The organism is Micromonospora sp. C97, assembly GCF_018070385.1.
GTDB lineage: Bacteria > Actinomycetota > Actinomycetes > Mycobacteriales > Micromonosporaceae > Micromonospora > Micromonospora parva.
The window spans coordinates 1-25,577 of sequence record NZ_JAGPXU010000032.1 but is presented as its reverse complement, the minus strand read 5'-3'; the positions used below and the strand labels follow the sequence as shown (position 1 = coordinate 25,577).

Genomic DNA, 25,577 nt, shown 5'->3' with positions numbered 1-25,577 from the left:
GGCGGGGCGCGCGGCGGCGTACCACGAGGAGAGCGACTCCCCACGCGGCCGGGGAGCGGGGGAGCGGGGCGGATGGACCGGTGGCGCACTGGCACGACGGCGCTGGCCGCCCGGGCGGTCGTGGCCGGCCGCGGCGCGGCGCGCCTGGCCCGTCGGGTGCCGGCGCCCTGGCCGTACGTCATTGCCCTGTTCCTGGGCGCGAAGCTGCTGCTCACAGTGCTCGGGCTCCTGGTCCTGCACGCCTGGGACGGTGTCCCCGGGGCCCCGCCGCCGGACGAGGCGCTGATGTGGGCGCAACAGCGGGAGATTTCCGGGCACCGGTGGCTGTCGTTCTGGTTCGCCTGGGACTCGCTGCTCTACCTGCGGCTGAGCACCCTGCCCCTGACCGAGCCGTGGCGAGACTTCGGCTTCCCCCTGCTGTACCCGTTCCTGGCCCGGCCGATCGGCGCGCTGCTGGGCGGCGACAACGCCCTGGCCCTGCTGCTGATCAGCAACGTCGCGTTCCTGCTGGCGCTCTGGTACGGCTACCGGCTGGCCGAGCTGCTGCTCGGCGACGCGCGCGCGGCCCGCCGGTTCACCCGGTACCTGGTGCTGCTGCCGACGGCGTTCCTGTTCCAGGCCGCATTGACCGAGTCGCTCTTCGTCTGCCTCGCGTTGGCCGCCTTCTACTACGCCGAGCGGAGGCGGTGGCTGCTGGTCGGGGTGGTCGGCTACTTCCTGGCGATGAGCCGCTCCGTCGGCCTGCTCGTGGTGCTGCCGCTGGCTCTGGTGCTGCTGCGCCAGCACGACTGGCGGCTGGGCCCGCGCGCCCTGCTCGGCTACCTGCGGATCGGGTGGCCGTTGTTGCTGCTGCCCGCCGGGTGGTTCACCTTCATGGCGTACTGCCGGTGGCGGGGTGGGGACTGGTTCGCCTACCAGCACGCGCAACAGACCGGGTGGGGGATCGAGGTGCAGAACCCGGTGCCGGTGCTGCTGAACGGGTTGACCGGGGAGCCACGCGACGCCGCCCGGGTGTGGTTCGCCGTGGCCGTCCTGGGCGTGCTGGTCGCCGGGTTCCGCCGCCGGGAACTGGCCTACCTGGTGTACGGCGTCCTGATGGTGCTGGTGCCGCTGTCGATGGGGCCGCCGGTGTACAAGAGCCTGCTGCGCTACCTGCTCGCGGTCTTCCCGGTGGCGCTGGTGCTGGCCCGCTGGGCCCGGCACGCCAGCGTCGACGTGTGGCTGACCGCGACGCTCGCCGTGGTGCAGGGCGTGCTGTTCGTGCTGTGGCTCAGCTACTGGACCCACATGATCATCTGATTGGGCGGACCGCCGGCCGGGCAGGATGAGCGGATGACCGAGTCACTGGTGCGCCTCGACGACCTGGGCGCCTGGCTGATCAAGGGCAACGCCGACCTGGTCGACCTCACCGCCCGGTTCGCCGCCGAGCCACTGGTGACGAGTTGGTGCGTCCGCCCCGGTTATCGGGCGCGGCTGATGCGCGCCGGGCACCCGGTGATCTTCTGGGCCAGCGGCAGCCGGGCCCGACTGCCGTACGGGGTGTGGGGCGTCGGACGGGTCACCGGAGCGGCCACGCCGGGCCCTGCGGGGCAGCAGTGGTCGGTGCCACTGGACCTGCCCATCCTCGCCGCCGGGGCCCGGGTGCCCCGCACCGTGCTGCGCGCCGACGACCGGCTCGCCGACCTGGAGGTGTTCCGGCAGCCGCAGGCCGCCAACCCCTCCTACCTGACAGTGGCCCAGTTCGCCGCCCTGCGCACCCATCTGCCACTGTGAGCGCGAGGGTGGCCGCGCCTCGCCGGAACTTTCTGTGCGAGCCTGTCACCGATGTTCGGAGCGTACGGAGTGGAGGCCCGGTGTTCGCAGTGCCGCTGACCGAGGACGTCGAGCTGCGCCCGCTGGAGCCGTGGCGGGCCGAGGAGTTCCTCGCCAACCTCGACCGGGCCCGGGAGCACATCCAGCCGTGGGTGTCGCCGACCTTCGTGGCCACCGACCTATCGTCGGCCCGAGCGGTCCTGCAGCGCTACGCCGACCGCTGGGCCAGCGACAGCGGCGGCATCTGGGGGCTGTGGTGGCGTGGCACCCTGGTCGGCGGGGTCCTGCTCGTGTCCTTCGACGTGACCCGAGGTGTCTGCGAGGTCGGCTGCTGGGTGGAGCCGGCAGCCGAGGGAAAGGGCATGGTCGCACCGGCGGTCCGCCGGCTCGTCGACTGGGCGGTGCGCGAGCGCGGCATCCAGCGGGTGGAGTGGCGCACCAACGCCGACAACACCCGCAGCAAGGCCCTCGCCGGTCGGCTCGGCCTGCGCCTGGACGGCACGCTCCGCCAGGTCGCCCCCGGCCCGAACGGCCGGATCGACCTCGAAGTCTGGTCCGTGCTGGCCGACGAGTGGTTGGCCGGATCGAGCGGGACGCCGGCCACTGTCCACTGACGACGCATTTCTGTCGTACCCGGGCGACACCATGCATCCATGGCCGTCCCCGCGCTCACCCCTCGTCCCGACCCGCCGCGTTCCGTGCCGCTGCGTGAGGCGCGCACCCGGTTCAGCCAGCTCGTCGCGCTGGCCGAGCTGACCGACGCGGTAACCGTCGTCACCCGCGACGGCGACCCCCGCCCGGTCGCCGCGATCGTCCCCGCCGCAGCCGCCCGCAGCGGCGCGCAGGCCCGCGCCGACGCCGACCGTCTCGCCACTGTCACCGCCGGCTGGGCTCGGCGCCTCGACGAGCAGCACCGACGCAGCAGCCAGCGGCACGCCGCCGAGTTGAGTGCGGTCCGGGCGGCGCTGGCCGAGGTGTGGTCCGAGCTGGATCGCCGGGTCGTCCCCGGCAGCGACCCGGCGCTGGCCCGGCTGCGCGCCGCACACCACGACCTGCTCGCCGGCTGACGCCCACCCGCGCGACAGCCGGCTGACCGTTCCCGCACGGGTGGGCAACGTCCGCGCCGGTGCGAGCCGCGCGCCCCGGTCAGCCGGTGGCCGGGTACGCGTGCGTCTCGGTCGCCTTGACCGCCGCCCACACCCGCTGGCCCGGGATCAGCCGCAGGTGGGCGGCGGCGGCCGGGGTGACGTCGGCGGCCACCCCGATCGGCCCGTCCAGTTGCACCCGTACGTTGTCACCGTGACGTTGCACGCCGACCACCGTCCCCGCCCAGGTGTTGCGCGCGCTGCCCTCCGGCCGGGCCGGGTGCAGCGCCACCGCGGCCGGCCGGAACGCCACGAACGCTTCGCCGTCCAACCGGTCGGCGACAGTGAGGGTCAGCTCCGGTGAAACCCGCACCCCGTGCCCGTCGGCGCGGCCCCGGTACAGGTTCAGCCCGACCAGCCGGGCGACGTAGTCGGTGCGCGGCCGGGCGGTCACGCTCGGCCCGTCGCCCTCCTGCACGACCCGGCCACCCTCGACGATGACCAGTCGGTCGGCCAGCGCCAGCGCGTCCAGCGGGTCGTGGGTGACCAGCACCGTCGCGCCCGCGTGCGCCGACAGGTGCCGGTGCAGCTCCGCGCGGGTGTCCAGGCGGGTGCGGGCGTCCAGCGCGGCCAGCGGCTCGTCCAGCAACAGCAGCGACGGTGCCACGGCGAGCGCGCGGGCCAGCGCCACCCGCTGCGCCTGGCCGCCGGAGAGCTGCCGGGGCCGGTGCCGCGCCTGCGCGTCGAGCCCCACCCGGGTCAGCCACTCCCGGGCCGTGGCGCGGGCGGCCCGCCGCTCGACACCGTGCCGGCGCGGCCCGAAGGCCACGTTGTCCACCGCGCTCAGGTGCGGAAAGAGCAGGTAGTCCTGGAAGACCACGCCGATCGGCCGGCGCTCGGTGGGCACCCAGCCCCCGGTGGCCGGGCGGTCCAGGTCGACGCCGTCGAGGGTGATGTGACCGGCGGTGAGCGGATGCAGCCCGGCCAGCGCACGCAGCGCGGTCGTCTTGCCGGCCCCGTTCGGGCCGAGCAACGCGACCACCTCGCCGGGTGCGACCCGCAGCGGCACGTCGAGTCGGAAGGCGCCCCGGTCGACGACGACCCGGGCGTCCAGCAGGGCATCGCTCATGCGGTGCTCATCCAGCGGTCGCGCAACGCGACCAGGATGCCCACCGACACGACGAGCAGCACCAGGCTGAGCACGATCGCGGACTCCAGGTCGGTCTCCAACGCCAGGTAGACGGCGAGCGGCATGGTCTGGGTGCGGCCGGGATAGTTGCCGGCGAAGGTGATGGTGGCCCCGAACTCGCCGAGCGCCCGCGCCCAGCAGAGCACCGCCCCGGCGGCCAGCCCGGGCGCCACCAACGGCAGCGTGACGTGGGTGAACGCGGTCCACCGGCTGGCCCCCAACGTTGCGGCGGCCTCCTCGTAGCGGTGGTCGGCGGCGCGCAGCGCACCCTCCACGGCGATCACGAGGAATGGCATGGCCACGAACGCCTCGGCCAGCACGACACCAGTGGTGGTGAACGGCAGGGTGATGCCGAACGTGGTGTCGAGCCACCCGCCGAGCAGCCCGCGCCGGCCGAAGACCAGCAGCAGCGCCACCCCACCGACCACCGGCGGCAGCACCAGCGGCACGGTGACCAGCGCCCGCACCAGTCGGCGGCCGGGGAACTCGACCCGGGCCAGCACCCAGGCGAGCGGCACCCCGAGCAGCAGGCAGAGCGCGGTGGCCAGCGTCGCGGTCTGCACCGACAGCCGCAGCGCGGTCAACGCGCCCGGCTCGGTGAGCCGCTGCGGCAGGGTGGTCCACGGCGCCCGGATCACCAGCCCGACCAGCGGCAGGACGAGGAAGAGCAGCCCCAGCCCGGCGGGGATCAGCAGCGCCGCCGGCACCCGCCCCCGCCGTCGCGGTGTGGCCCGGCGCTCGCGTGCCGCCTCGTCACGCTCGCCTGCGATGTCGTCGCGGACCTGCCTCACGGAGCCTGGAACCCGGCCTCGGCGAGGACCGCCTGCGCCGGCGCAGAGCGGACGTACGCGACGAAAGCCCGAGCGCCGGCCGGATTGGGCGCGTCCTTCAGCGCGACGATCGGGTAGTCGTTGACAGCCCGCGCCGACTCGGGGAACTCCACACCGGTCACGTCGGCGCTCGCCGCTCGCGCGTCGCTGCGGTAGACCAGGGCGGCGTCGACCTCGCCGAGCTTCACCTTGGCGAGCGCGCCCTTGACGTCCTGCTCCAGGGTGACCGGTGTCAGCGCGACACCGGCCGCGTCCAGGGCGGTGCGGGCCGCCGCGCCACAGGGCACCTGGTTGGCGCAGAGCGCCACCTTCACGCCGGGCCGGCTCAGGTCGGCCAGCCCGGTCACGCCTTTCGGGTTGTCCCGGGGCACCGCGATGACCAACTGGTTGCGGGCGAAAACGGTCGGTGTGCCGTCGACGTTGCCCGCCTCGGTGACCGTGGCCATGTTCGCCGGGGCGGCGGAGGCGAACACGTCCGCCGGCGCGCCCTGGTTGATCTGGTTGGCCAGGGCGGAGCTGCCCGCGACGTTGAGGGTCACGGCGCTGCCGGGATTGGCGGCCTCGAACTCCCTGCCGATCCGGCGGAACGACTCGGTCAGCGAGGCGGCCGCGAACACCGTCACCGCCCCGGTGCCCCGGCCGTCCGCGCCGGAGGCCTTGTCGTCGCCCGCGCCGCAGCCGGCGGCCGCCAGCGCCATGACCACGGCCATCGCCGTGCGCGTCGTCCGCGCGCTCATCCGCCCGACCTTCCCCTGCTCGACGCTGGCGCGGCCCGTTCCACCACCACCGTTGTCGACTTGATCACCGCGACGGCCACCGACCCGACCCGCAGATCGAGCTCGTCGACCGCCTCCCGGCTCATCAGCGACACGACCCGGAACGGGCCAGCCTGGATGTCGACCTGGGCCATCACCGTGTCCTTGCGGACGTCGACGACGATGCCGCGCAGCCGGTTGCGGGCCGAGGAGAACTCGGCGCCCGCGTCCGGGTCGGCGGCCTGGGCGCGGGCGAACGCCGCCAGGTCGACGCCGTCGATCACCCGGTGGCCGTGCTCGTCGCGCCCGGCCGTCAGCCGCCCGGCATCGACCCAGCGGCGGATCGTGTCGCTGCTGACGCCGAGCAGGTCGGCCGCCTCACCGATCCGGAACATCGTCACCGGCTCACCATAGCTGCCGCATCTGCGAGCGCGAAAGGCCGAAACGAGCCGTGTCTACGTACCTCTTGGGGCTTCTGCGGCCGTGACTGCGTGTCTCCCGCGCGGCCCGGGTTTGCCTCGGGGGGCGCTCGGCTCAGGCGTCGCGGTTGTCGTACGTCGCGCGGTTGGCGAGCACGTCGTCCATGTGCGCTTCGGCCCAACCCTTCACGCCACGCATCAGGTGGTGCAGGGAGATGCCGAGGTCGGTCAGCTCGTAGGTGACGGTGACGGGCACTGTCGGCACCACGGTGCGGGTGATCAGACCGTCGCGTTCCAGGGAGCGCAGTGTCTGGGTGAGCATCTTCTGACTGACCCCGGCCAGCATGCGCGACAGCTCCGAGTAGCGCATCGGGCGGGGCTCGCCCGCGCAGTCGAGGCCGAAGCGGTGCGAGCCGTCGCTGTTCAGCGCCGCCAGCACCAGGGTGACCCACTTGTCAGCGATGCGGTCGAGCAGCTTTCGACTCGGACACTGCGCCAGGAAGGCGTCATATTCCACCTTGGCCTGAGCCCTCTTCTGCGCCGCCGTGGTCGTTGTCATCGAGCCGCTCCTCAGCCGCCGGGGCGTTACGCACCTTCAGGTGCCTACTTCCGAAAGTGAAGCTACACCCCGAGGGTGGAGCAGGTAGACGATGCGTCGGCACCGCTCGGCGCGACACGAGAGCCAGAGGTACGAACATGCTCACCACCTCCCTTCCCGGCGGCACCTGGACGTTGGGAGGCCTGACGGTCACCCGGTTCGGCTACGGCGCCATGCAACTGGCCGGCCCCGGAGTGATGGGACCGCCGGCCGACCGCGACGGCGCACTCGCCGTCCTGCGTACGGCAGTCGAGCTCGGCATCACCCACATCGACACCTCGGCGGCCTACGGTCCGACCGTCACCAACCAGCTGATCCGGGAGGCGCTGCACCCGTACCCCGATTCGCTGCACATCGTGACCAAGGTCGGTGCGAACCGTGACCCGCAGGGCGGCTGGCCACCGGCCCGTGACCCGCAGAGCCTGCGCCGGTCCGTGCACGAGAACCTGGATACCCTCGGTCTCGACGTGCTCGACCTTGTCAACCTCCGGCTGGGCGACGCCGCGGGCCCGCTGCCCGGCTCTCTCGCCGAGGCGTTCGAGACCCTCGCCGACCTGCAACGGCAGGGCCTGATCAGGCACCTCGGGGTGAGCAACGCGACGCCGGAGCAGGTGGCCGAGGCGCAGGCGATCGCACCGATCGTGTGCGTGCAGAACATGTACAACCTCGCGCACCGCCACGACGACGAGCTGATCGACGCGCTCGCCGGGCAGGGCGTCGCCTACGTGCCGTTCTTCCCTCTCGGCGGCTTCAGCCCCCTGCAGTCGTCGGTGCTGTCGACGGTGGCCGCCCGGCTGGAGGCGGCGCCGATGTCGGTGGCGCTGGCCTGGCTGCTGCGACGGTCGCCGAACATCCTGCTGATCCCGGGCACCTCGTCCGCGGCGCACCTGCGGGAGAACATCGCGGGCGCGGCGCTCTCCCTCTCCAATGACGACCTCGCCGAGCTGGACACGATCGGCCGTTAGCGCCCGGGCGGACCCGCCGGCGACTCCGGCGGGTCCACCCGGCGCCCTCAGCAGTTGCGCAGCTGCGGCGACTGGTTGAGCAGTTGGCCACGCGTCGACACGAAGCGGCGGTAGCGCTCCCCGTCGACGGCGGACGGGCGGAAGGCGGCGACGCGGTGGCAGTTCTGGAACGCCAGGCGTACGCCGAAGTGCCGTTCCAGGCCGGCGCGGATCGCGTCGCTGGCCAGCGCCCGCAGCAGCTGCCCCCGGTCGGCGTCGGTGGGTGGCGGGACGACGTTGTCGGCCAGGTCGTCGTCGCCGGCCTCCAGCTCGGCGACGACCCGGCTGACGGTGGCCCACGCGTAGGGCAGTGAGTCGCGGATGCAGGCGATGAACGCCTCGTCGTCGACGGGGCCGCGTTCGGCGGCGTCGAGCAGGGCGGGTGGGACGGTGAGCGACATGATTCTCCTCCGCATCAGCTAACGATTACCGTTTCCATTAACGGCGTCGGCTGAGCAGACCACGTCCGTCGAGCGACGTCAACGATGTCCGGGCGCGCCGCGCCGCGAGCCGCGCGGAAGACGCGCGCGACCGGTGAGAGGGGCAGTGCCCGGGACCGACGATCCGAGATCAGGGACGGCGGGGGTGGCCCTTGAGGTGCCGGCCCAGCTCGCGGGCGATTTCCCGGTTGGCGTCGCGCTCAGCGAGGGTCTGCCGCTTGTCGTAGGAGCGCTTACCCTTGGCCAGGGCCAACTCGACCTTGGCGAAACCGTTCTCGAAGTACATCGACAGCGGGACCATGGTCACCCCGCCCTCGCGGACCTTGTCCAGGATCCGGTCGATCTCGGCCCGGTGCAGCAACAGCTTGCGGTTGCGGCGCGGGGCATGGTTGGTCCACGTCCCGTAGGCGTACTCGGCGATGTGCAGGCCGTACAGCACGATCTCGCCGTCGCGCTCGTGGGCGAACGCGTCCACCAGCGAGGCCCGCCCCTCGCGCAGCGACTTCACCTCGGTGCCGACCAGCACGATGCCCGCCTCGTACGTGCGCAGCACCGTGTACTCGTGCCGGGCCTTCTTGTTGGAGGCGATCAACCGGCGTGCGGGCGGTGTGGACGGGCTCACCCCGCGACGATATCCGGCCGCCGGGTCAGCCGGTCGTCCGGTGTTCGCGGCGCAACCGCCGGGTCAGCTCCCGTACCGCCTCGGCGAACGCCTCCTGCGACTCACACGGCCAGTGCCCCAGGATCGGCGGGGGAACACTGTCGCTGGGCGGTGGCACCACGTCCTGCGGGTCGGTCAACCGCCGATCCACCGTCGCCGCCGGCCCGGTCAGCGTCTCGGCCTTTCCGGGACGGTGGGCGGCAAAGATCCAGCCGCCGATCGGGTCGGTGTCGCGCCACAGGTTGATCCAGCGCCAGCCGACCCGTTCGCCGATCTCGCACAGCGCCGGTTCGTCGGCGTACGCCGGGAACAGCCGGGAGTACAGCCGGCCCAGTGGCGACCCGTAGGTCAGCAGGGCGACCCGGTCGGTGATCCGGGTGGGCAGTTGCAGCACCGTGGCGGCGAGCAGCACCGAGCCGTGGCTGTGCCCGGCCAGCAGCACACAGTGCCCCTGCTCCACCAGGTAGGTGATCCGTTTCGCCAACTCCGGCACGGCCCGCTCGGCGTAACAGGGCGGCGCGAACGGGTGCGCCGCCCGGGGCCAGAAGGTGCCCAGATCCCACAGCACGCCCACGTACCGGCGAAACTGCGCCGTCCGGTACGCGAAGATGCCGCCCACCACGAGACCGAGCAGGATCGCGGCGATGACGTAGCTACCCGACCCGATCAGGAAGTTGACCATGCCCTCCGGCACTCCCACGTAGCGCTGCGCCACCTTGCCCGGCCGGAGCTGGAGCAGGCCGAGCACGCTGGTGGCCAGGCCGAGCGCCGCCAGGCAGGCGTACACCACGGAGAGCGGTTCCAGGTTCTCGGTGAAACGTGCCCGGGCGACCGCCTGCTCGACCCGTCGCAGCCGGTCCGCCGCCTGCGGCGGCGCGTGCGGGAAGTCGGCGGCCACGATCGCCCGCGCGGCCCGCATCCGCTCACGCCGGGTCATCCTGGTGACCAGACCGGCCACCAGCAGAGCCGTCACCACGGCCAGGAAAAACCCGAAGATCGCCCACTTGTACGCCAGCGGAGGGCTGGTCTCCAGGCCGTCGGCGGTCGTCCCGTTGCGATCGAGCAGGTCCGCCACCCGGTAGACCAGCTCGGCGGAGAACGCCACGGCCAGCCCGGCCGAGATCGTCATGAAGACCGGCGCTCCCAACGCGCGCAGCGGCGACCGGTGCTGCCCGTCGCCCCGACGCCAGATCACCAACGTGCCGAGCACGACCACCAGCACGGTCTGGCTGACGAACAGCCAGGCCACGATCGCGTCGTAACCGGGCAGCGAACCGCCCTGCGGCCAGGGCGCCGGACTGATGACGATGTGCACGATCACCAGCATCGTCAGGCCGCAGGCGATCGTGCGCAGCCCGCGGCAGACGCCGTCCACCCGGGGCGACGGGTCGGTGCGGTCGATGCTCGCCACCACGGTGACCAGGACCAGGCAGGCCAACAGCACCGCCCCGGTGGCCGCCAGCAGGATCACCATCACCCACGAGCGGTGCTGGCTGGCGCGTGCGGCCAGCAGGCTGCCGCTCAGCGTCGCGAACGCCGCAGCGACGTGCACCGAGCGCAGCCGACCCACCAGCGGCTCACCGTCCCACTGGCCGACGGCGCTCAACCGGTGCTTCGACGCCGGTGTCGTCGGCGTCCGGAACGCGTCGAACGAGTGGCTCGGGCGGGCGCCCAACCACCAGACGATCCCGATGGCGGCGACCGGCACGAGCGCCAGCACGCCCAGGCGCAGCCCGGGCGGGCGTCCGCCGAGCCAGGACAGCCAGCTCCGGCCGGCCAGGCACGACGGGGTGTCCATGCAGCGCCAGGCGATCAGGTCCAACGCCACCCCGACGATGGAGAGCACGTAGAGCGCGGTGAGGGTGAGCGCGAGCACCCGGCACAGCGCCATGAAGCCGCGCGTCGAGACGGTGTCCGCCGGGCGCATCCACAGCGCCACGTTGCAGAGCATGAACGGCAGCAGGAAGACCAGCGACAACGTCCGCACCGCCGTGCCGGACGGCAGGTCACTCCAGCGGTACGCCTCCAGCGTCACCCCGTCGGTTCCGGTGGAGTCCGGATAGCCGGGACGCGGTCGGAAGAACCCTCCGCTGCGGTCCCCGGCGACCTGGTGCACGTGGGGCCGGTTCAACACCTGGTCCGCCCCCGCGCCGGAGACCCCGTGCACCCGCAGCTCCACGATCGCGCCCGACGTCGTCGGTCGGGTCGGTGTCGCGTGCGCCATGGGCCCCCCGAGGTGTGCGCGGCAACCGGGCGGGTCGTCGATCTCCGGGCACCCACGCGGCTCCCCGGCTTACCCATCGCGAACGCGATCAACCATGGGTCCGACCCCGGCGGTGGTGCGGTCGACAGGGTGCAGGTGATTTCATGGCGCCATGGCGAACCCGGTGATCCTGACCGTCGACGACGACCCCGTGGTGTCCCGGGCGGTTGCCCGCGACATCCGGCGCCGCTACGGCGACCGCTACCGGGTGCTGCGGGCCTCCTCGGGGCCGGAGGCGCTGGACGCCCTGCGCGAGGTCAAACTGCGCGGCGAACAGGTGGCGCTGCTGCTGGCCGACCACCGGATGCCGGAGATGACCGGCGTCGAGTTCCTCGAGGCGGCCATGGACATCTTCCCGGCCGCCCGGCGGGTGCTGCTCACCGCGTACGCGGACACCGACGCCGCGATCGAGGCCATCAACGTGGTCGACCTGGACCACTACCTGCTCAAGCCCTGGCACCCGCCGGAGGAGAAGCTGTACCCGGTGGTCGACGGGCTGTTGGAGGCGTGGGCGGCCACCCCGGACGCGGCCAGCGCCGAGATCCGGGTCGTCGGGCACCGCTGGTCCGCGCCGTCGTTCAAGGTCCGCGACTTCCTGGCCCGCAACCTGGTGCCGTACCGGTGGCTGTTGTCCGACGACCCGGAGGGTGTCCGGTTGCTCGACGCGGCCGGGGCCACCGAGGCGGACGTGCCGCTGGTGGTGACGCCCGAGGGCAAGGCGCTGGTCGCCCCGAGTGAGGCCGAGCTGGCCGCCCTGGCCGGGTTGACGGTGGTGCCGGCGTGTGACTTCTACGACCTGGTGGTGATCGGCGGTGGCCCCGCCGGGCTCGGCTCCGCGGTGTACGGCGCCTCGGAGGGGCTGCGTACCGTGCTCGTGGAGCGACGGGCGACCGGCGGTCAGGCCGGGCAGAGCAGCCGGATCGAGAACTACCTGGGTTTCCCGGACGGCGTGTCCGGCGCGCAGTTGACCGACCGGGCCCGGCGCCAGGCGGTCAAGTTCGGTGCCGAGCTGCTCAGCGCCCGGGAGGTGGTCGGTCTCAGCGAGGCCGGCGGTGCCCGGCTGCTGCGCTTCGGCGACGGCACCGAGATCGCCGCGCACACAGTGGTGTTGGCCACCGGCGTGTCGTACCGGGTGCTCGACGCACCGGGGCTGGCCGACTTCACCGGGCGGGGGGTGTTCTACGGCGCCGCTGCCACCGAGGCGCCGAGCTGCGTCGAGCAGGACGTCTACATCGTCGGCGGGGCCAACTCCGCCGGTCAGGCGGCGGTCCACTTCTCCCGGTACGCGGCCAGGGTGCACCTGCTCATCCGGGGTGCGGACCTGACCGCCTCGATGTCGCGGTACCTGATCGACCAGCTGGAACGGATCGACAAGATCACTGTGCATCCGCACACGGCAGTGGTCGGCGCGGCGGGGGACGACCACCTGGAACGGCTCACCCTCTGCGACACCCGCACCGGGGAGGCCCGCTCGGTCGACACCTCCTGGCTGTTCATCTTCATCGGCGCGGAGCCGCGCACCGACTGGCTGGACGGGGTGCTGGTCCGCGACGGGCGCGGGTTCATCGTGACCGGCCCGGATCTGCTCGCCGGGGGCCGTCGACCGCCCGGCTGGTCGCTGTCGCGCGACCCGTACCACCTGGAGACGAGCGTGCCGGGGGTGTTCGCCGCCGGCGACGTGCGGGCCGAGTCGGTCAAGCGGGTCGCCTCGGCCGTCGGCGAGGGCGCGATGGCGGTGTCGCTCGTGCACCGCTACCTGGAAGCCCAATGAGCGCGAGGAGTGGTTGGTCGTGCGAGCCCCGTCGCGAGCGAAGGAGTCCCGGTGAGCGCGAGGAGTGAGCCGGTGTTGCGAGCCCCGCAGCCGCGAACCAAGGAGATCCAGTGAGCACCGAGCCTGACGGGCTGACACCGGCCCAGTTGCGCACCCTGTTCCTGTTCGAGTCGCTCGACGACGGGCAGCTCGCCTGGCTGGCCGAGCGCGGCCGGGTGGAGCAGCGCGCCGGCGGCACCCTCGTGTACGGCGAGGGTGAACCCGCCACCTGCTTCTTCGTGCTGCTGCGCGGCGCGGTGGCGTTGAGTCGTCAGGTGCGCGGCGACGACGTCGAGGTCAGCCGGACCGAACAGCGCGGGGTGTACGGCGGGGCCGTCCAGGCGTACCTGGGCGACCAGGTCGACCAGATCTACCGCAACAGTCTGCGGGCGGTGACCGACGCGGACTTCTTCGTGCTGCCGGCGGAGGACTTCGCGGAGGCCCTGCGGTCCTGGTTCCCGATGCCCATGCACCTGCTGGAGGGGCTGTTCTTCGGGATGCGGGACAGTCAGGCCATCGTCGGCGAGCGGGAGCGGCTGCTGGCCCTCGGCTCGCTGTCGGCGGGGCTGACCCACGAGCTGAACAACCCGGCCGCGGCGGCGGTGCGGGCCACGTCGGTGCTGCGGGACCGGGTCGCCGGGATGCGGCACAAGCTCGCCATGATCGCCGATGGGCGGCTCGACGGCAGTGCCCTGCACGGTCTGGTCGCGTTGCAGGAGGAGGCGGTCGCCCGGGTGGCCACCGCGCCGAAATTGACCCCGATGGCCACCGCCGACGCCGAGGACGCCCTCACCGACTGGTTGGAGGAGCACGGGGTCGACGGAGCCTGGGACCTGGCGCCGATCCTGGTCGGCGGAGGGCTCGACGCGGCCTGGCTGGCGCAGGTGAAGGCCGCGGTCGGGGCGGCGGACCTGGAGGCGGCGGTGCGCTGGCTCACCTACACGGTCGACACCGAGCTGCTGATGCGCGAGATCGGCGACGCGGTAACCCGGATCTCCGGGCTGGTGGGCGCCGCCAAGCAGTACTCGCAGCTGGATCGCGCGCCGCACCGGGTGGTGGACGTGCACGACCTGCTCGACGCCACGCTGGTGATGTTCAAGGGCAAGATCCCCGCCGAGGTCAAGCTGGTCCGCGAGTACGACCGGGACCTCCCACCGGTCCCGGCGTATCCGGCCGAGCTCAACCAGGTGTGGACCAATTTGATCGACAACGCGTTGGGCGCGATGGGGGAGAAGGGGGTGCTGACCGTCCGCACCGGACGGGCCGGTGACCTGCTGGCGGTGGAGATCACCGACACCGGTCCGGGCATCCCGCCGGAGGTGCGTCCGCGCATCTTCGAGCCGTTCTTCACCACGAAGCCGGTGGGGGCGGGCACCGGCCTGGGGCTGGACATCTCGTACCGGATCGTGGTGCACAAGCACCACGGCGACATCCGGGTGGAGACCGAGCCGGGACGAACCACCTTCCGGGTCCTGCTGCCGATCGCCGAGGGGCCGCCGGACGAGCACCGCGACGCGCCGACTACCTAGACCGCCGGTGGCCTCTACCGCGAGCTGTTCAACCTGTAGGCCACGCGGTTACCTGACCGGGGTCGACGGCCGGGCAGTCCCCGCGTCAGCGCGCGCGGGCGACCCCGCAGTAGCCATCCACCGCGGACGCGGGCCTGCTGTCGGTCCGCCAGTGCCCCAGCGGCACGACACCAGGCCGGACGAGGTCGAGACCGTCGAAGAACGCCGTGAAGTCCGCGACCTCGCGCAGGTGGTACGGCAGAGCACCGCTTTCGTTGTACTGCCGATGCGACTCGATGGCCCGCTCGCTGGTAGCCGTACCGTCGGACATCGCCAGAAAGCTCCCCGACGGTAGGGACGAGACCAAAGCGTTGACGATGGCCCGCGCCTCGGCCGGCTTCTCGACGTGACCCATAACGCCCAGCATCATCAGCGCGATCGGCTCACCGAAGTCCAGTGTCTCGCGGGCATCGTGGACGATCGTGTCCACGTCGTGCAGATCGGCGTCGACATACTGGGTGGCGCCCTCCTGGCTGCTGGTCAGCAACACCCGGGCGTGCGCGAGAACCATCGGGTCGTTGTCAACGTAGACGACGCGCGCCTGTGGCGTGATCCGTTGGGCGACCTCGTGGGTGTTATCGGCTGTGGGTAGGCCGGTACCGATGTCGAGGAACTGGCGGATCCCCGCCTCTGCGGCGAGATAGGTCACCGCTCGTCCGAGAAACGCGCGCGAATACCGTGCGGCCTCGACGATTTCCGGGAAGACCGACTGTACCTGTTGGCCGACCTCGCGATCCGGGGCGAAGTTGTCCTTACCGCCGAGCCAGTAGTTCCACACCCGTGCCGAGTGCGGCACTGTCGTGTCCAGTTTGGCGGCCGAACCTCCCACCGGCTGCTCAGCTTGGTCCTGCGACATGTCGTCTCCCCTTACCAGCCATACGACGTCGAGGCCGTAGCCTAGCGGCGCGGCGGCACCCGCATGGTCCTGGCGGATCGACCAAACCCTTGTCCCCTGCTGCCTGATGGCGGCAAAGGCATGGTCAGAGTCGTCAGGCCACCCGCTGCGGTCGGTGCCGTCGGTGCCGTCAGGAGGTGGGTGTCAGGAACTCGGCTAGGACGCGAGTGTGGGTGGAGAACGCCAGCTCGACGGGGTCGGTGAGCACCAGCCACTCGGTGGCCTCGTCGGTCGGTGCCGACGGGGGCAGGTCCTCGGCGGCCCGTTCGGGCAGCACTCCGAAGATCATCATGGTGCCTCCCGCCGGCGCGCCGTGCACCGCGAACAGGCGGGCGTCCTCGGCCGCCGCGATCAGGCCGGTCTCCTCCCGCAGCTCACGAACGAGGGCGTCGGACCACTCCTCGCCGTACTCGATGAAGCCGCCGGGCAGCGCGAGCAGGCCTCGGGCCGGCTCGATGTCCCGGCGGACCACCACCACACCCAGGCCCTCGGCCGTGCGGACCGGCAGCACCGCGACCGCCACCGGCAGCGGGTTGCGCCAGACGGTCTCGCCGCAGACCGCGCAGACCCGTGGCCAGCCGGCGGCCGCCGGGTAGGCGGCGCCGCAGTAGGAGCAGTGCGAGTACGGCGTGCCGGTCATGCCGCAGCACGTTACTCCGAACCCCGCCCCGACTGCCGCGCCGCCGGGCTCAGGCTGCCGGGGTGCCGGTGTAGAAGGCGGTGGTGCGTTCGGCGGCGGCCTTGGCCTCGTCGGCGTCGGTGCCGGCGGCGATGCTCGCCTCGCACCACAGTTGGCTGCTCAGCTCCATGGCCCGTCGCCCCTGCGCGGAGGCGGTCCACTCGGCGCCCTGCTCGGGGGTGATTCCGCTGCCGTCGCCAGCCAGGTGCGAGGCGAGGCCGAGCAGCCCCAGGTCCCAGCCGACACCGACCGCGCCGGGCCCGAACTGGGCCCACCGGTCCTGGTCGACGTGCGCGATGTGGTCCAGGTCGAGCCGGGCCCGATCCCCGTCAACCGGGGTGATCCGTACCTCGATCCAGCTCACCTCGCCGCCCATCTCCCAGGTGGCGGTGAAGCGGTGCGGCGGCTCGCAGCTTTCGACGGTGCCGTTCGCGTTGCCCTCAAGCTGGTAGGTGCCGCCCAGTCGCAGGTCGCCGGAGATCGGCAGGAACCAGCGCGGGATGCGCTCGGCGCTGGTGCAGGCGTCCCACAGGTCCTCGGCCGTCGCCTGGTAGGTCTGACTGATGGTGGTGACCCGCGCCTCGCCGGCTTCCAGGGTGCGGCTGCCGACGGTGCGTTGGACGGCGTTGATCTGCTCGGTGGCGTCGAACATCAGGTGTTCCTCTCGTCGGATGGGTCGGCGGGCCCACGAAGGCGACGCTCGCGTCGGCCTCGGGCCAGCTCGGTGGCGAGTGCCGCCAGGGGTGGGGTCCAGAACCGGCGGAAGTGCTCCAGCCAACCGTCGACCTCGCGCAGTGGGCGCGGGTCGACCGCGTAGAGCCGCCGGGTGCCCTGCGCCCGCACCGTGGCGAAGCCGTTGTCGCGTAACACCTTGAGGTGCTGGGACACGGCGGGCTGGGAGATGCCGAACTCCTCGCGGATGACCGCGCTGACCGCGCCGGCGGGCTGCTCGCCGTCGGCGAGCAGCTCCAGGATGCGGCGCCGGACGGGATCGCCCAGCACGTCGAAGGCGTGCACGACGACAGTTGTATCACTGACAGCTTATTTAAGCCAAGCCCGATACTCCGACGAGCTTGTCGAGCCGGATCGGCAGCTCCCGGATCCGGACGCCGGTCGCGTGGTGCACCGCGTTGGCCACCGCCGCCGCCGCACCGACGATGCCGATCTCGCCGATGCCCTTCACCCCGGCCGGGTTCAGCTCGTCGTCCCGCTCGTCCAGCCAGTACGCCTCGATGGACTCCACATCCGCGCAACCGGTGATGTGGTAGGTGGCCAGGTCGTGGTTGACCCAGTCGCCGTACCGCTCGTCGAGCAGGCCCTCCTCGTGCAGCGCCATCGACAGCCCCATCGTCATGCCGCCGATGAGCTGGCTGCGCGCCGTCGTCGGGTTCACCACCCGCCCTGCCGCGAACACGCCGAGCATCCGGTTCAGCCGCACCTCGCCGGTGTCCGCGTCGACCCGCACCTCGACGAACTGCGCCCCGTACGCGTACCGGGGTCGCGTCGGCTGACCGCCCACCTCCTCGGCGGTGTCCGCCTCGGCGGTCACCTCGTCGGTCGGCGGCCCGCCGTCGCGCAGCTTCTCGCGCAGCGCCTGAGCGGCCCGGATCACCGCCCAGCTCCAGCTGGAGGTCCCCATCGACCCCCCGGCCACCGGGGCGGTCGGCAGGGCGCTGTCGCCGATGCGGATCTCCACCCGCTCCGGCGGCACCCCGAGCGCGTCGGCGGCCACCTGCCAGATCGCCGTCCGCGCGCCGGTGCCGATGTCGGTGGCGTTGACCCGCACCAGGAAGCTCCCGTCGGGCCGGGCGGTGGCCGTCGCCGAGCACGGCCGGGCCCGGGCCGGGTAGCTCGACCCGGCCACCCCCGTGCCGATCAACCAACGCCCGTCGCGCCGGGCCCGGGGAGACGGATCACGGCCGGCCCAACCGAAGCGTTGTGCCCCGTCGCGCAGGCAGGCCACCAGGTTGCGGCTGGTGAACGGCTGCCCCTGGTCGGGGTCGATGTCGGTGTCGTTGCGGACGCGCAGCTCGACCGGGTCGATGCCGACGGCCACGGCCAGCTCGTCCATCGCCGACTCCAGGGCGTACGCGCCGGGGCACTCGCCCGGGGCGCGCATCCAGAACGGCGTGGGCACGTCGAGGCGGGCCAGCCGGTGCGTGGTGCGGCGGTGCGGCGCGGCGTACATGCTGCGGGTGTAGACGGCGGTCTGCTCGGCGAACTCGTGGATGGTCGAGGTCTGGCTGATCGCGTCGTGGCAGATGGCGGTGAGCCGACCGTCGGTGTCGGCGGCGAGGCGGACCCGCTGGATGGTGGGGGTGCGGTAACCGATCGGCCCGAACAGTTGCTGGCGGGTCAGCGCCAGCTTCACCGGGCGGTCCACGTGTCGGGCGGCGAGGGCGGCGAGCACCACGGCGGCCTTGGCGTACCCCTTGCTGCCGAAGCCGCCGCCGACGTGCTGCGCGACGACCCGGACCGACTCCGGGGGCAGCTCGAACAGCTCGGCCAGTGTGGCCTGGACCGACGACGCGCCCTGGTTGGAGTCGTGCACCAGCAGCCGCCCGTCGCGCCACTGCGCCGTTGTGGCGTGCGGCTCCATCGGGTTGTTGTGGTACGCCGGAGTCCGGTACGTGGCGTCCACCTGCACCGGGGCGGCCGCGTACCCGGCGTCGAAGTCACCCTCGGCGGTGTCCGTCGGATAACTGGGATTGACGTGGTCCGGCTTGTACAGGCCCGGGTGGTCGTCGGTGAGGACAGTGCTGTGCGGGCCGGTGTCGTAGTCGATGCGGACCAGCCGGGCACCCTCGCGGGCCGCCTCCAGGCTGGTGGCCACCACCACCGCGACGTACTCCCCCCGGTAGTGCACCAGCGGTTCCTGCAACAGCCACAGCTCCGGCTGCTGGCCGGGCGCGATCCGGGGCGCGTTGCCGTGGTGCAGCACGGCCAGCACGCCGGGCGACGCCAACGCCGGGGTGGTGTCGACCCGGGTGATCCGGCCCCGCACCACCGTCGACGGCACCGCCCAGCCGTAGGTGACCCCGTCCACCGGGTACTCCACCGCGTACCGGGCCGTCCCGGTGACCTTCTCGCGGCCCTCCAGCCGGGGGTACGCCTGGCCGACGGTGCTCACGACGACGCCAACTCGGTGAGCGCCCGCACGGTGATGGCCCGGGTCAGCGGCAGCTTGAAGCCGTTGTGCCGCAGCGGGCGCGCCTCGGCCAGCTCCGCGTCCGCCGCGCGTGCCGCCAGCTCCGGGCTGAACGGGCGGCCGCACAGCTCCTCCTCGGCCCGGTACGCGCGCCACGGCCGGTGCGCGACTGCCCCGTACGCCAGACGCACGTCGCGGACCACGTCCCCGTCGAGGTCCAGCACCGCGGCCACCGACCCGGCGGCGAAGGCGAACGAGGCCCGGTCGCGCACCTTGAGGTACGTCGAGCGGCGCGCGGCCGGCAGCGGCGGGACCCGGACGGCGGTGATCAGCGCGCCTCGGGCGAGGGTGGTCTCCCGCTCCGGGTGGGTGCCGGGGGAGCGGTAGAGGTCGGCGATCGGAATGTCGCGGGCGCCATCGGACTCGTGCACCTCCACCACCGTGTCGAGGGCGGCCAGCGCGACGGCCAGGTCCGACGGGTGGGTGGCCACGCACTGCTCGGACCAGTCCAGCACCGCCAGGTCGCGGTTCTGCCCGTGCAGGGCGGCGCAACCGCTGCCCGGCTCCCGCTTGTTGCACGCCTTGCCGGTGTCCTGGAAGTAGACGCAGCGGGTGCGCTGCAACAGGTTGCCGCCGGTGGTGGCCATGTTGCGCAGCTGCCCGGAGGCGGCGGCGAGCAGGGCACGGGCCAGCACCGGGTAGTCGCGGCGCACCACCGGGTGGGCCGCCAGGTCGCTGTTGCGGACGGTCGCGCCGATCCGCAGCCCGCCGTCGGGCAGCTCCTCGACGGTGTCCAGCGGCAGCCGGGTCACGTCCACCAGCACGTCGGGGCGTTGCACCCCGAGCTTCATCAGGTCCACCAGGTTGGTGCCGCCGCCCAGGTAGGCGGCCTGCGGTTCGGCCGCCAGCACGGCGACCGCCTCGGCCACGTCGGCCGGCCGGTGGTAACGGAAGGCCCTCACGACGACGACGCCGCCTCACGCACGGCCGCGACGATGTGCGGGTACGCCGCGCAGCGGCACAGGTTGCCGGCCATCCGCTCGCGGATCTCCGCGTCGGTCAACGCGGCGGGCGTGCTCAGGTCGCCGGTGACGGCGCTGGGCCAACCTCGGGAGACCTCGTCGAGCATGCCGCGGGCGGAGCAGAGCTGCCCGGGGGTGCAGTAGCCGCACTGGAACGCGTCGTGCGCGATGAAGGCGGCCTGCAACGGGGACAGCTCGTCCGGCCCGGCCAGCCCTTCGACGGTCACCACCGACCGGCCGTCCACGGTGACCGCGAAGATCAGGCAGCTCTTCACCCGGCGGCCGTCCAGCAGCACGGTGCAGGAGCCGCACTGGCCGTGGTCGCAGCCCTTCTTCGCCCCGGTCAGGTCGAGGTGCTCGCGCAGCGTGTCGAGCAGTGTGGTGCGGTTGTCCAGGGTGACCCCGCGGGACACGCCGTTGACCTCGACCGTCACCCGGGACGAGTGCCGCTCGTCGATCGTCGTCGTGTTCTCCGCTCCGCCCCGCACCGGCCCAGACTAGCTTTGTCGGTATATCTCAGGGCGAATAACGCAAAGCCGTTCGTACGGGAGGTGACGGCGGTGACCGCGGGACTGCTGCTGGCCGCCGGCGCCGGCCGGCGCTACGGCGGGCCGAAGGCGCTCGTCGAACTGGGCGGCGAAACGCTGGTGCGGCGCGCGGTCCGACTGCTCGCCGACGGCGGCTGCGCACCCGTGCACGTGGTGCTCGGCGCGGGCGCCGACGGGGTGCCCGACCTGCCCGGCGCGGTGCCGGTCCGGCACGACCGCTGGGCCGACGGGCTGGGCTCGTCACTGCTGCGGGGCCTTGCCTCGCTGCCGGCCGACGTGCCGGCCACCGTCGTGGTCCTCGTCGACCAGCCGCTGCTCAGCCCGGTCGCGGTGCGCCGGGTGCGCGCGGCGTACGTCGACGGCGCGGTCGTCGCGGTCGCCACCTACGCCGGCCGCCCCGGGCACCCGATCCTGCTGGCCCGGCGGGCCTGGCCGCTGCTGAGCGGGTACGCCGTCGGCGACCGGGGCGCCCGCGACCTGCTGCGCGACCGACCGGACCTGGTGGTCGAGGTGCCCTGCGACGACGTCGGCTCCCCGGTCGACGTGGACACCCCGGCCGACCTGCGCCGACTGACGCGGCGGCCGACCTGCGCCGACTGACGCGGCGGCCGACCTGCGCCGACTGACGCGGCGGCCGACCTGCGCCGACTGACGCGGCGGCCGGCACCGGGGCCGGCCTGACACCGGGGACCGCTTCGGCCGGTCAGCGACGGGTGAGCCAGCGGGGCAGCCCCTCGCTGGTGACCGCGTGATAGGCGATCATGGCGATGACGCCGATCAGGCCCAGCACCGGACTGACGAACCAGCCGAGCAGACCGCTGAGCCCGTACAGGATCAGGCCGGTGATCGGCCGCAGCCGCTGCGTCCGCACGTACCCGGGGGTGACCTGACGGTCCAGCAGCGCCGGGTGCCGGTGCAGATAGCCGAAGAACACCAGCCAGGGGGCCGACATCAGGGCTGCGGCCAGGGCGTACAGGGCGACGGCAGCGCGTTGGTCGTCGGTGTCGCCGTGGGTGAACGCCGACGCCAGCACCGCCGTGGGGAAGGGAATGATCACCGCGCCGAACAGCACGGCGAGGTTGATCCAGCTCAGCGCGAGGGTGGTGCCACGGATCAGCCGCAGCAGCGCGTGGTGGTTGAGCCAGAGCACCCCGATGTAGACGAAGGACACCACGAAGGCCAGGTAGGAGGCGCCCTCGTCGAGCAGACCGGTGAGCAGCTCGCCCTCGTGGTATTCCGGCACCCGCAACTCGATGACCAGCAGCGTGATGACGATGGCGAAGACACCGTCGCTGAACGCCGTCATCCGGTCGGTCGGGGAGACCCGCCCCCGGGGACCGGGCTGCTCGACCTCGTCGGGTGCTGCGGACATTGCCGCAGGCTAGCCACTGGGCAACGCGGCTCGCGGCGGTTTCGGCCGATCGGTACGGCAACGGCCGCCCGGGATCGACACCCGAGCGGCCGTTCCCGTACCGCCGACGGTCAGGCCACCGGTGCCGCGCTGCCGGTCGTCCGGGCGAGCCGCTGGTGGGCACGGATCAGCTCGGCGTAGCGCAGACCGCTCGCCTTCACCGTCCGGCGCTGGGTGGCGTAGTCGACGTGCACCAGCCCGAAGCGCTTGTCGTAGCCGTACGCCCACTCGAAGTTGTCCAGCAGCGACCAGACGAAGTAGCCGTCCAGGGGAACCCCCCGGGCCACCGCCGACGCGCACGCGGCGAGGTGCTGCTCCAGGTGGTCGGTGCGCTCCTTGTCCTCCACCGTGCCGTCCGGGGTGACCTCGTCCGGCCACGCCGAGCCGCTCTCGGTGACGATGATCCGGCCCGGCCGGTACTCCTCGTGCACGTCGACGAGCAGCCGCTCCAGCCCCGCCGGGTACATCTCCCAACCCATCGCGGTCTCCACCGAGCCGGGCACCGGCACCTGCCGGGCGTACGGCGCCGCGCCCGTCGGGTCGTCGACCACCAGCTGCCGGAAGTAGTAGTTCACCCCGAGAAAGTCCGTCGGCGTGGCGATCGTCGCCAGGTCGTCGCCGCGTACCGGCGGCTCGACGCCGTAGGTGGTGATCATGTCGGCGGGGTAGCCCCGCCCGTGGATCGGGTCCAGCCACCACCTGTTGACGTGCCCATCGGCCCGGCGGGCCGCCGCGACGTCCTCGGGCCGGTCGGTCGCCGCCTCGATCGGGCTGAGGTTGAGCACCAGACCCACCGACGCCGGCCGGGCCGCGTTGGCCCGAATCGCCTGGGTGGCCAGGCCGTGCCCGAGCAGCACGTGGTGCGAGGCGTGCACCGCGCGGGTCAGGTCCCGCTCGCCGGGGGCCATGTTGCCCTCCAGATGCCCGATCCAGCACACGCAGAGCGGCTCGTTGACGGTGCACCAGTCGGCGACCCGGTCACCGAGGCGGCCGGCCACCACCGCCGCGTAGTCGGCGAACGCCTCGGCGGTGGCGCGCTCGGGCCAACCGCCCCGGTCCTGCATCACCTGCGGCAGGTCCCAGTGGTAGAGGGTGACGAACGGCCGAACCCCGTCGGCGAGCAGCGTGTCGACGAGCCGGTCGTAGAAGTCCAGCCCGGCGGCGTTGACCCGCCCGACACCGTCGGGCATGACCCGGGGCCAGGCCACCGAGAAACGGTACGCGTCCACGCCGAGGCGGCGCAGCAGCGCCAGGTCCTCCGGCCACCGGTGGTAGTGGTCGCACGCCACCGCGCCGGTGTCGCCGTTGTCGACGTTGCCGGGAGTCGCCGAGAAGGTGTCCCAGATGGACGGTGCCCGGCCGTCGACGTCGACGGCCCCCTCGATCTGGTACGCCGCCGTGGCGACACCCCAGAGGAAGTCGGGTGGCAGCTTGGACAGGTCGGGCACGGGTCGGTTCTCCTCTGGGGTTGGGTGGTTCACTTGACCGCGCCGGCGGTGAGGCCGGCGACGAAGTACCGCTGCAGGGCCAGGAACCCGACGACGACCGGGATGCTGACCACCAGCGAGGCGGCCATGATCTGGTTCCAGTAGACGTTGAACTGGGTGGAGTAGCCCTGCAGGCCGACGGCCAGGGTGCGGCTGCCCTCGTCGGTCATCACCGAGGCGAAGAGCACCTCACCCCACGCGGTCATGAACGCGTACACGGTGACCGCGACGACGCCGGGCACGGCGGCCGGCAGGATGACCTGGAACAGGGTGCGCAGCGGGCCGGCGCCGTCGACCTGCGCCGCCTCGTCCAGACCCCGGGGGATCGAGTCGAAGTAGCCGACCAGCATCCAGATCGAGAACGGCAGCGAGAAGGTCAGGTACGTGATGACCAGGCCGGTACGGCTGGCGTACAGCTCGATGCCGGTGGCGTTGCCCAGGTTGACGTAGATGAGGAACAGCGGCAGCAGGAACAGGATGCCGGGGAACATCTGGGTGGACAGCACCGTCACCGAGAACACCCCCCGGCCCCGGAAGCGGTACCGGCTGACCGCGAACGCGGCGAAGATGGCCACCGCCACCGAGCAGACCGCCGCGATGCTCGACACCACCAGGCTGTTCACCAGGTACCGGGCCAGCGGCACGGTGCTCCACATGTCGATGAACGGTTGCAGGGTGGGCCGGCTGGGCCACCAGGTGAAGCCGTTCTGCACGTCCTGCAACGGCTTCGCCGCCGAGGTGACCATCACGTACAGCGGGATGACGACGAAGAGGGCGAGCAGGGTCAGCACGATGCGCCGGCCCCAGCGCTCACCGGCGGTCTCACGCATGGTCGTCCCTCCGACGGTTGGTGATCAGCAGGTACGCGGCCGAGACGACCAGCAGGAACAGCAGCAGCGCCACCGACATCGCCGACCCGGAGCCGAAGTCCCAGGTCTTGAAGGAGCTGCGGTAGATGTGGATGGAGATGAGGTCGGCCTGCTCCGGCGCGGAGCCGCCGAAGAGCACGAACGGGGTGTTGAAGTCGTTGAACGTCCACAGGAACAGCACCAGCAGCAGCACCAGGTTGACCGGCCGCAGCATCGGCAGGGTGACCGAGCACAGCCGCCGCCAGAAGCCCGCGCCGTCGATCGCGGCGGCCTCGTACAGCTCGCCGGGCACGTTCTGCAGCCCGGCCATCAGGCACAGGAACGCGAACGGCCAGTTGCGCCACACCGACACCACGAGCAGCGACCAGAAGCTGTTGTCGCCGATCAGCCAGAAGGGCCGCTCGTTGAGCAGCCCGAGCTGGTCGACGAGCACGTGGTTGACCAGGCCGGTGTCGCGTTGCAGCAGGAAGCTCCAGGTGATCACGGCGGCGTAGACCGGCAGCGCGTACGGGGTGAGGAACAGCGCCCGCAGGATCGCCCGGCCCCGGAACGGCCGTTGCAGGACGACCGCCGCGGAGATGCCGAGCAGCCAGGCGAACCCGACCGAGAGCAGGCTGTAGGCCAGGGTGACCCAGAACGAGTGCAGCAGTTCCTTGCCGGCGGCGCTGTTCAGGTCGAGCGTCGCCCGGTAGTTCTCCAGCCCGATGAAGGGCGCGGTGGACCAGTCGCGGATGTGGAACTGGGTCAGCTCCAGCAGGCTCATCCAGACCCCGACCACCATCGGGATCACGTGGATGGCGAGTTCCAGCACGACGGCCGGTGCGAGCAGCAGATACGGCAGGAGTGAGCGGCGCGGGCCGCGGGGCCGGCGGGCCGGCCCCCGGGCCGGCGACCCGGCCCGGGGTTCGCGCCGGTCGGCGTCCGGCGCGGTGGTGCTGGTTGCCATCGGGGTCCTCTCGGAGGCGGCGGCCGCGAGCAGCCGGTTGAGCAGGTCCGACCAGGGGACCACCTCGACGGTGACCTTGATGCCGGTCTGCTTCTCGAACTTGTCCAGCTCGGGCTGGAGGATGGTCTTGTCGGCCTC

The 25,577-nt window shown here is 72.5% G+C and carries 27 protein-coding genes; 8 read left to right on the top strand and 19 right to left on the bottom strand.

Annotated elements, in window-relative coordinates:
- Positions 1-72: 72 nt before the first annotated feature.
- The 4 genes from KBX26_RS28310 to KBX26_RS28295 all read left to right on the top strand — a co-directional run bounded on the left by KBX26_RS28310 (position 73) and on the right by KBX26_RS28295 (position 2,879).
- A complete protein-coding gene (locus KBX26_RS28310) occupies positions 73-1,299 on the top strand; it encodes a hypothetical protein (protein WP_247681159.1) in 1,227 nt (408 codons plus the stop codon).
- Between the two features lie 33 nt (positions 1,300-1,332).
- Positions 1,333-1,773: a hypothetical protein gene (locus tag KBX26_RS28305; RefSeq protein WP_210866784.1), complete on the top strand. Its 441-nt coding sequence runs from the start codon at positions 1,333-1,335 to the stop codon at positions 1,771-1,773.
- 80 nt (positions 1,774-1,853) lie between these two features.
- The gene (locus tag KBX26_RS28300; RefSeq protein ID WP_210866783.1) at positions 1,854-2,426 is read left to right on the top strand and encodes a GNAT family N-acetyltransferase; all 573 of its coding nucleotides are present in this window, start codon (positions 1,854-1,856) and stop codon (positions 2,424-2,426) included.
- Positions 2,427-2,465: 39 nt separating this feature from the next.
- The gene (locus tag KBX26_RS28295; RefSeq protein WP_210866782.1) at positions 2,466-2,879 is read left to right on the top strand and encodes a type II toxin-antitoxin system Phd/YefM family antitoxin; all 414 of its coding nucleotides are present in this window, start codon (positions 2,466-2,468) and stop codon (positions 2,877-2,879) included.
- Positions 2,880-2,958: 79 nt separating this feature from the next.
- Here the strand turns inward: KBX26_RS28295 and KBX26_RS28290 are convergent, their stop codons facing one another.
- From KBX26_RS28290 to KBX26_RS28270, 5 genes are all read right to left on the bottom strand, one after another.
- Positions 2,959-4,026 (bottom strand): ABC transporter ATP-binding protein, encoded by a 1,068-nt coding sequence (locus tag KBX26_RS28290; protein WP_210866781.1) that lies wholly within the window; start codon positions 4,024-4,026, stop codon positions 2,959-2,961.
- Positions 4,023-4,856, bottom strand: a complete 834-nt coding sequence (gene modB / locus KBX26_RS28285; protein WP_210866810.1) for a molybdate ABC transporter permease subunit — start codon at positions 4,854-4,856, stop codon at positions 4,023-4,025. Before modB ends, KBX26_RS28290 begins: the two co-directional genes overlap by 4 nt.
- 17 nt (positions 4,857-4,873) lie before the next feature.
- Positions 4,874-5,653: a molybdate ABC transporter substrate-binding protein gene (gene modA / locus KBX26_RS28280; RefSeq protein ID WP_210866780.1), complete on the bottom strand. Its 780-nt coding sequence runs from the start codon at positions 5,651-5,653 to the stop codon at positions 4,874-4,876.
- Positions 5,650-6,072: a molybdopterin-binding protein gene (locus KBX26_RS28275; protein WP_210866779.1), complete on the bottom strand. Its 423-nt coding sequence runs from the start codon at positions 6,070-6,072 to the stop codon at positions 5,650-5,652. The genes modA and KBX26_RS28275 overlap by 4 nt, the downstream gene beginning before the upstream one ends.
- Positions 6,073-6,205: 133 nt before the next feature.
- A complete protein-coding gene (locus KBX26_RS28270) occupies positions 6,206-6,649 on the bottom strand; it encodes a helix-turn-helix domain-containing protein (protein WP_210866778.1) in 444 nt (147 codons plus the stop codon).
- A gap of 137 nt (positions 6,650-6,786) precedes the next feature.
- On the opposite strand from KBX26_RS28270, the gene KBX26_RS28265 reads away from it, so the two are divergent.
- Complete coding sequence (locus tag KBX26_RS28265) at positions 6,787-7,653, top strand: aldo/keto reductase family oxidoreductase (protein WP_210866777.1); 867 nt, start codon at positions 6,787-6,789, stop codon at positions 7,651-7,653.
- Between the two features lie 47 nt (positions 7,654-7,700).
- On the opposite strand, the gene KBX26_RS28260 is transcribed toward KBX26_RS28265, so the two are convergent.
- From KBX26_RS28260 to KBX26_RS28250, 3 genes are all read right to left on the bottom strand, one after another.
- On the bottom strand, positions 7,701-8,093 hold the full coding sequence (locus KBX26_RS28260) for an SCO5389 family protein (protein ID WP_210866809.1): 393 nt from the start codon (positions 8,091-8,093) through the stop codon (positions 7,701-7,703).
- A gap of 169 nt (positions 8,094-8,262) precedes the next feature.
- Entirely contained in the window at positions 8,263-8,754 is a 492-nt protein-coding gene (gene smpB / locus KBX26_RS28255; RefSeq protein WP_030327414.1) for an SsrA-binding protein SmpB, read from the bottom strand.
- A 25-nt stretch (positions 8,755-8,779) separates the two neighbouring features.
- Complete coding sequence (locus tag KBX26_RS28250; RefSeq protein WP_210866776.1) at positions 8,780-11,017, bottom strand: hypothetical protein; 2,238 nt, start codon at positions 11,015-11,017, stop codon at positions 8,780-8,782.
- Positions 11,018-11,168: 151 nt separating this feature from the next.
- Here KBX26_RS28250 and KBX26_RS28245 point away from each other — a divergent pair, with 151 nt between their 5' ends.
- Both KBX26_RS28245 and KBX26_RS28240 read left to right on the top strand, forming a co-directional pair.
- Entirely contained in the window at positions 11,169-12,827 is a 1,659-nt protein-coding gene (locus tag KBX26_RS28245) for an FAD-dependent oxidoreductase (RefSeq protein WP_210866775.1), read from the top strand.
- Positions 12,828-12,937: 110 nt separating this feature from the next.
- Positions 12,938-14,395: an ATP-binding protein gene (locus KBX26_RS28240; RefSeq protein WP_210866774.1), complete on the top strand. Its 1,458-nt coding sequence runs from the start codon at positions 12,938-12,940 to the stop codon at positions 14,393-14,395.
- An 85-nt stretch (positions 14,396-14,480) separates the two neighbouring features.
- On the opposite strand, the gene KBX26_RS28235 is transcribed toward KBX26_RS28240, so the two are convergent.
- The 7 genes from KBX26_RS28235 to KBX26_RS28205 form a co-directional block, all read right to left on the bottom strand.
- Positions 14,481-15,290 carry an SAM-dependent methyltransferase gene (locus KBX26_RS28235; protein WP_210858465.1) on the bottom strand — a complete coding sequence of 270 codons (810 nt, stop codon included), beginning with the start codon at positions 15,288-15,290 and terminating at the stop codon, positions 14,481-14,483.
- A gap of 169 nt (positions 15,291-15,459) precedes the next feature.
- Entirely contained in the window at positions 15,460-15,969 is a 510-nt protein-coding gene (locus KBX26_RS28230; protein WP_210866773.1) for an NUDIX domain-containing protein, read from the bottom strand.
- A 49-nt stretch (positions 15,970-16,018) separates the two neighbouring features.
- Positions 16,019-16,660, bottom strand: a complete 642-nt coding sequence (locus tag KBX26_RS28225; RefSeq protein WP_210866772.1) for an SRPBCC family protein — start codon at positions 16,658-16,660, stop codon at positions 16,019-16,021.
- Positions 16,660-17,025 (bottom strand): helix-turn-helix transcriptional regulator, encoded by a 366-nt coding sequence (locus KBX26_RS28220; protein ID WP_030327423.1) that lies wholly within the window; start codon positions 17,023-17,025, stop codon positions 16,660-16,662. The genes KBX26_RS28225 and KBX26_RS28220 overlap by 1 nt, the downstream gene beginning before the upstream one ends.
- A gap of 28 nt (positions 17,026-17,053) precedes the next feature.
- Positions 17,054-19,138, bottom strand: coding sequence for a xanthine dehydrogenase family protein molybdopterin-binding subunit (locus KBX26_RS28215; protein ID WP_210866771.1), 2,085 nt, complete (start codon positions 19,136-19,138; stop codon positions 17,054-17,056).
- Complete coding sequence (locus KBX26_RS33100) at positions 19,135-20,118, bottom strand: xanthine dehydrogenase family protein subunit M (protein ID WP_210866770.1); 984 nt, start codon at positions 20,116-20,118, stop codon at positions 19,135-19,137. Before KBX26_RS33100 ends, KBX26_RS28215 begins: the two co-directional genes overlap by 4 nt.
- On the bottom strand, positions 20,115-20,612 hold the full coding sequence (locus KBX26_RS28205; protein ID WP_210866808.1) for a 2Fe-2S iron-sulfur cluster-binding protein: 498 nt from the start codon (positions 20,610-20,612) through the stop codon (positions 20,115-20,117). The genes KBX26_RS33100 and KBX26_RS28205 overlap by 4 nt, the downstream gene beginning before the upstream one ends.
- A 126-nt stretch (positions 20,613-20,738) precedes the next feature.
- Between KBX26_RS28205 and KBX26_RS28200 the strand changes: the two genes are divergently transcribed.
- On the top strand, positions 20,739-21,326 hold the full coding sequence (locus KBX26_RS28200; protein WP_307857924.1) for a nucleotidyltransferase family protein: 588 nt from the start codon (positions 20,739-20,741) through the stop codon (positions 21,324-21,326).
- A 103-nt stretch (positions 21,327-21,429) separates the two neighbouring features.
- Here the strand turns inward: KBX26_RS28200 and KBX26_RS28195 are convergent, their stop codons facing one another.
- The 4 genes from KBX26_RS28195 to KBX26_RS28180 form a co-directional block, all read right to left on the bottom strand.
- Complete coding sequence (locus tag KBX26_RS28195) at positions 21,430-22,098, bottom strand: TMEM175 family protein (protein WP_210866768.1); 669 nt, start codon at positions 22,096-22,098, stop codon at positions 21,430-21,432.
- Between the two features lie 110 nt (positions 22,099-22,208).
- On the bottom strand, positions 22,209-23,585 hold the full coding sequence (locus KBX26_RS28190) for a GH1 family beta-glucosidase (protein WP_210862402.1): 1,377 nt from the start codon (positions 23,583-23,585) through the stop codon (positions 22,209-22,211).
- A gap of 29 nt (positions 23,586-23,614) precedes the next feature.
- Positions 23,615-24,454, bottom strand: a complete 840-nt coding sequence (locus KBX26_RS28185; RefSeq protein ID WP_203122170.1) for a carbohydrate ABC transporter permease — start codon at positions 24,452-24,454, stop codon at positions 23,615-23,617.
- Positions 24,447-25,577, bottom strand: a 1,131-nt coding sequence (locus KBX26_RS28180) for a carbohydrate ABC transporter permease (RefSeq protein ID WP_247681158.1), incomplete at its 5' end; no start/stop codon positions are given. The genes KBX26_RS28180 and KBX26_RS28185, both read right to left, overlap by 8 nt.

Excerpts from the sequence above, each read along its gene's own strand:
- KBX26_RS28195 (WP_210866768.1), bottom strand. The coding sequence starts at position 22,098 with ATGTCCGCAGCACCCGACGAGGTCGAGCAGCCCGGTCCCCGGGGGCGG.
- KBX26_RS28235 (WP_210858465.1), bottom strand. The coding sequence starts at position 15,290 with ATGTCGCAGGACCAAGCTGAGCAGCCGGTGGGAGGTTCGGCCGCCAAA.
- modA (WP_210866780.1), bottom strand. The coding sequence starts at position 5,653 with ATGAGCGCGCGGACGACGCGCACGGCGATGGCCGTGGTCATGGCGCTG.
- KBX26_RS28290 (WP_210866781.1), bottom strand. The coding sequence starts at position 4,026 with ATGAGCGATGCCCTGCTGGACGCCCGGGTCGTCGTCGACCGGGGCGCC.
- KBX26_RS28260 (WP_210866809.1), bottom strand. The coding sequence starts at position 8,093 with ATGTCGCTCACCGTCCCACCCGCCCTGCTCGACGCCGCCGAACGCGGC.
- KBX26_RS28310 (WP_247681159.1), top strand. The coding sequence starts at position 73 with ATGGACCGGTGGCGCACTGGCACGACGGCGCTGGCCGCCCGGGCGGTC.
- KBX26_RS28185 (WP_203122170.1), bottom strand. The coding sequence starts at position 24,454 with ATGCGTGAGACCGCCGGTGAGCGCTGGGGCCGGCGCATCGTGCTGACC.
- KBX26_RS28245 (WP_210866775.1), top strand. The coding sequence starts at position 11,169 with ATGGCGAACCCGGTGATCCTGACCGTCGACGACGACCCCGTGGTGTCC.
- KBX26_RS28270 (WP_210866778.1), bottom strand. The coding sequence starts at position 6,649 with ATGACAACGACCACGGCGGCGCAGAAGAGGGCTCAGGCCAAGGTGGAA.
- KBX26_RS28225 (WP_210866772.1), bottom strand. The coding sequence starts at position 16,660 with ATGTTCGACGCCACCGAGCAGATCAACGCCGTCCAACGCACCGTCGGC.
- KBX26_RS28295 (WP_210866782.1), top strand. The coding sequence starts at position 2,466 with ATGGCCGTCCCCGCGCTCACCCCTCGTCCCGACCCGCCGCGTTCCGTG.
- KBX26_RS28250 (WP_210866776.1), bottom strand. The coding sequence starts at position 11,017 with ATGGCGCACGCGACACCGACCCGACCGACGACGTCGGGCGCGATCGTG.
- KBX26_RS28265 (WP_210866777.1), top strand. The coding sequence starts at position 6,787 with ATGCTCACCACCTCCCTTCCCGGCGGCACCTGGACGTTGGGAGGCCTG.
- KBX26_RS28305 (WP_210866784.1), top strand. The coding sequence starts at position 1,333 with ATGACCGAGTCACTGGTGCGCCTCGACGACCTGGGCGCCTGGCTGATC.
- KBX26_RS28230 (WP_210866773.1), bottom strand. The coding sequence starts at position 15,969 with ATGACCGGCACGCCGTACTCGCACTGCTCCTACTGCGGCGCCGCCTAC.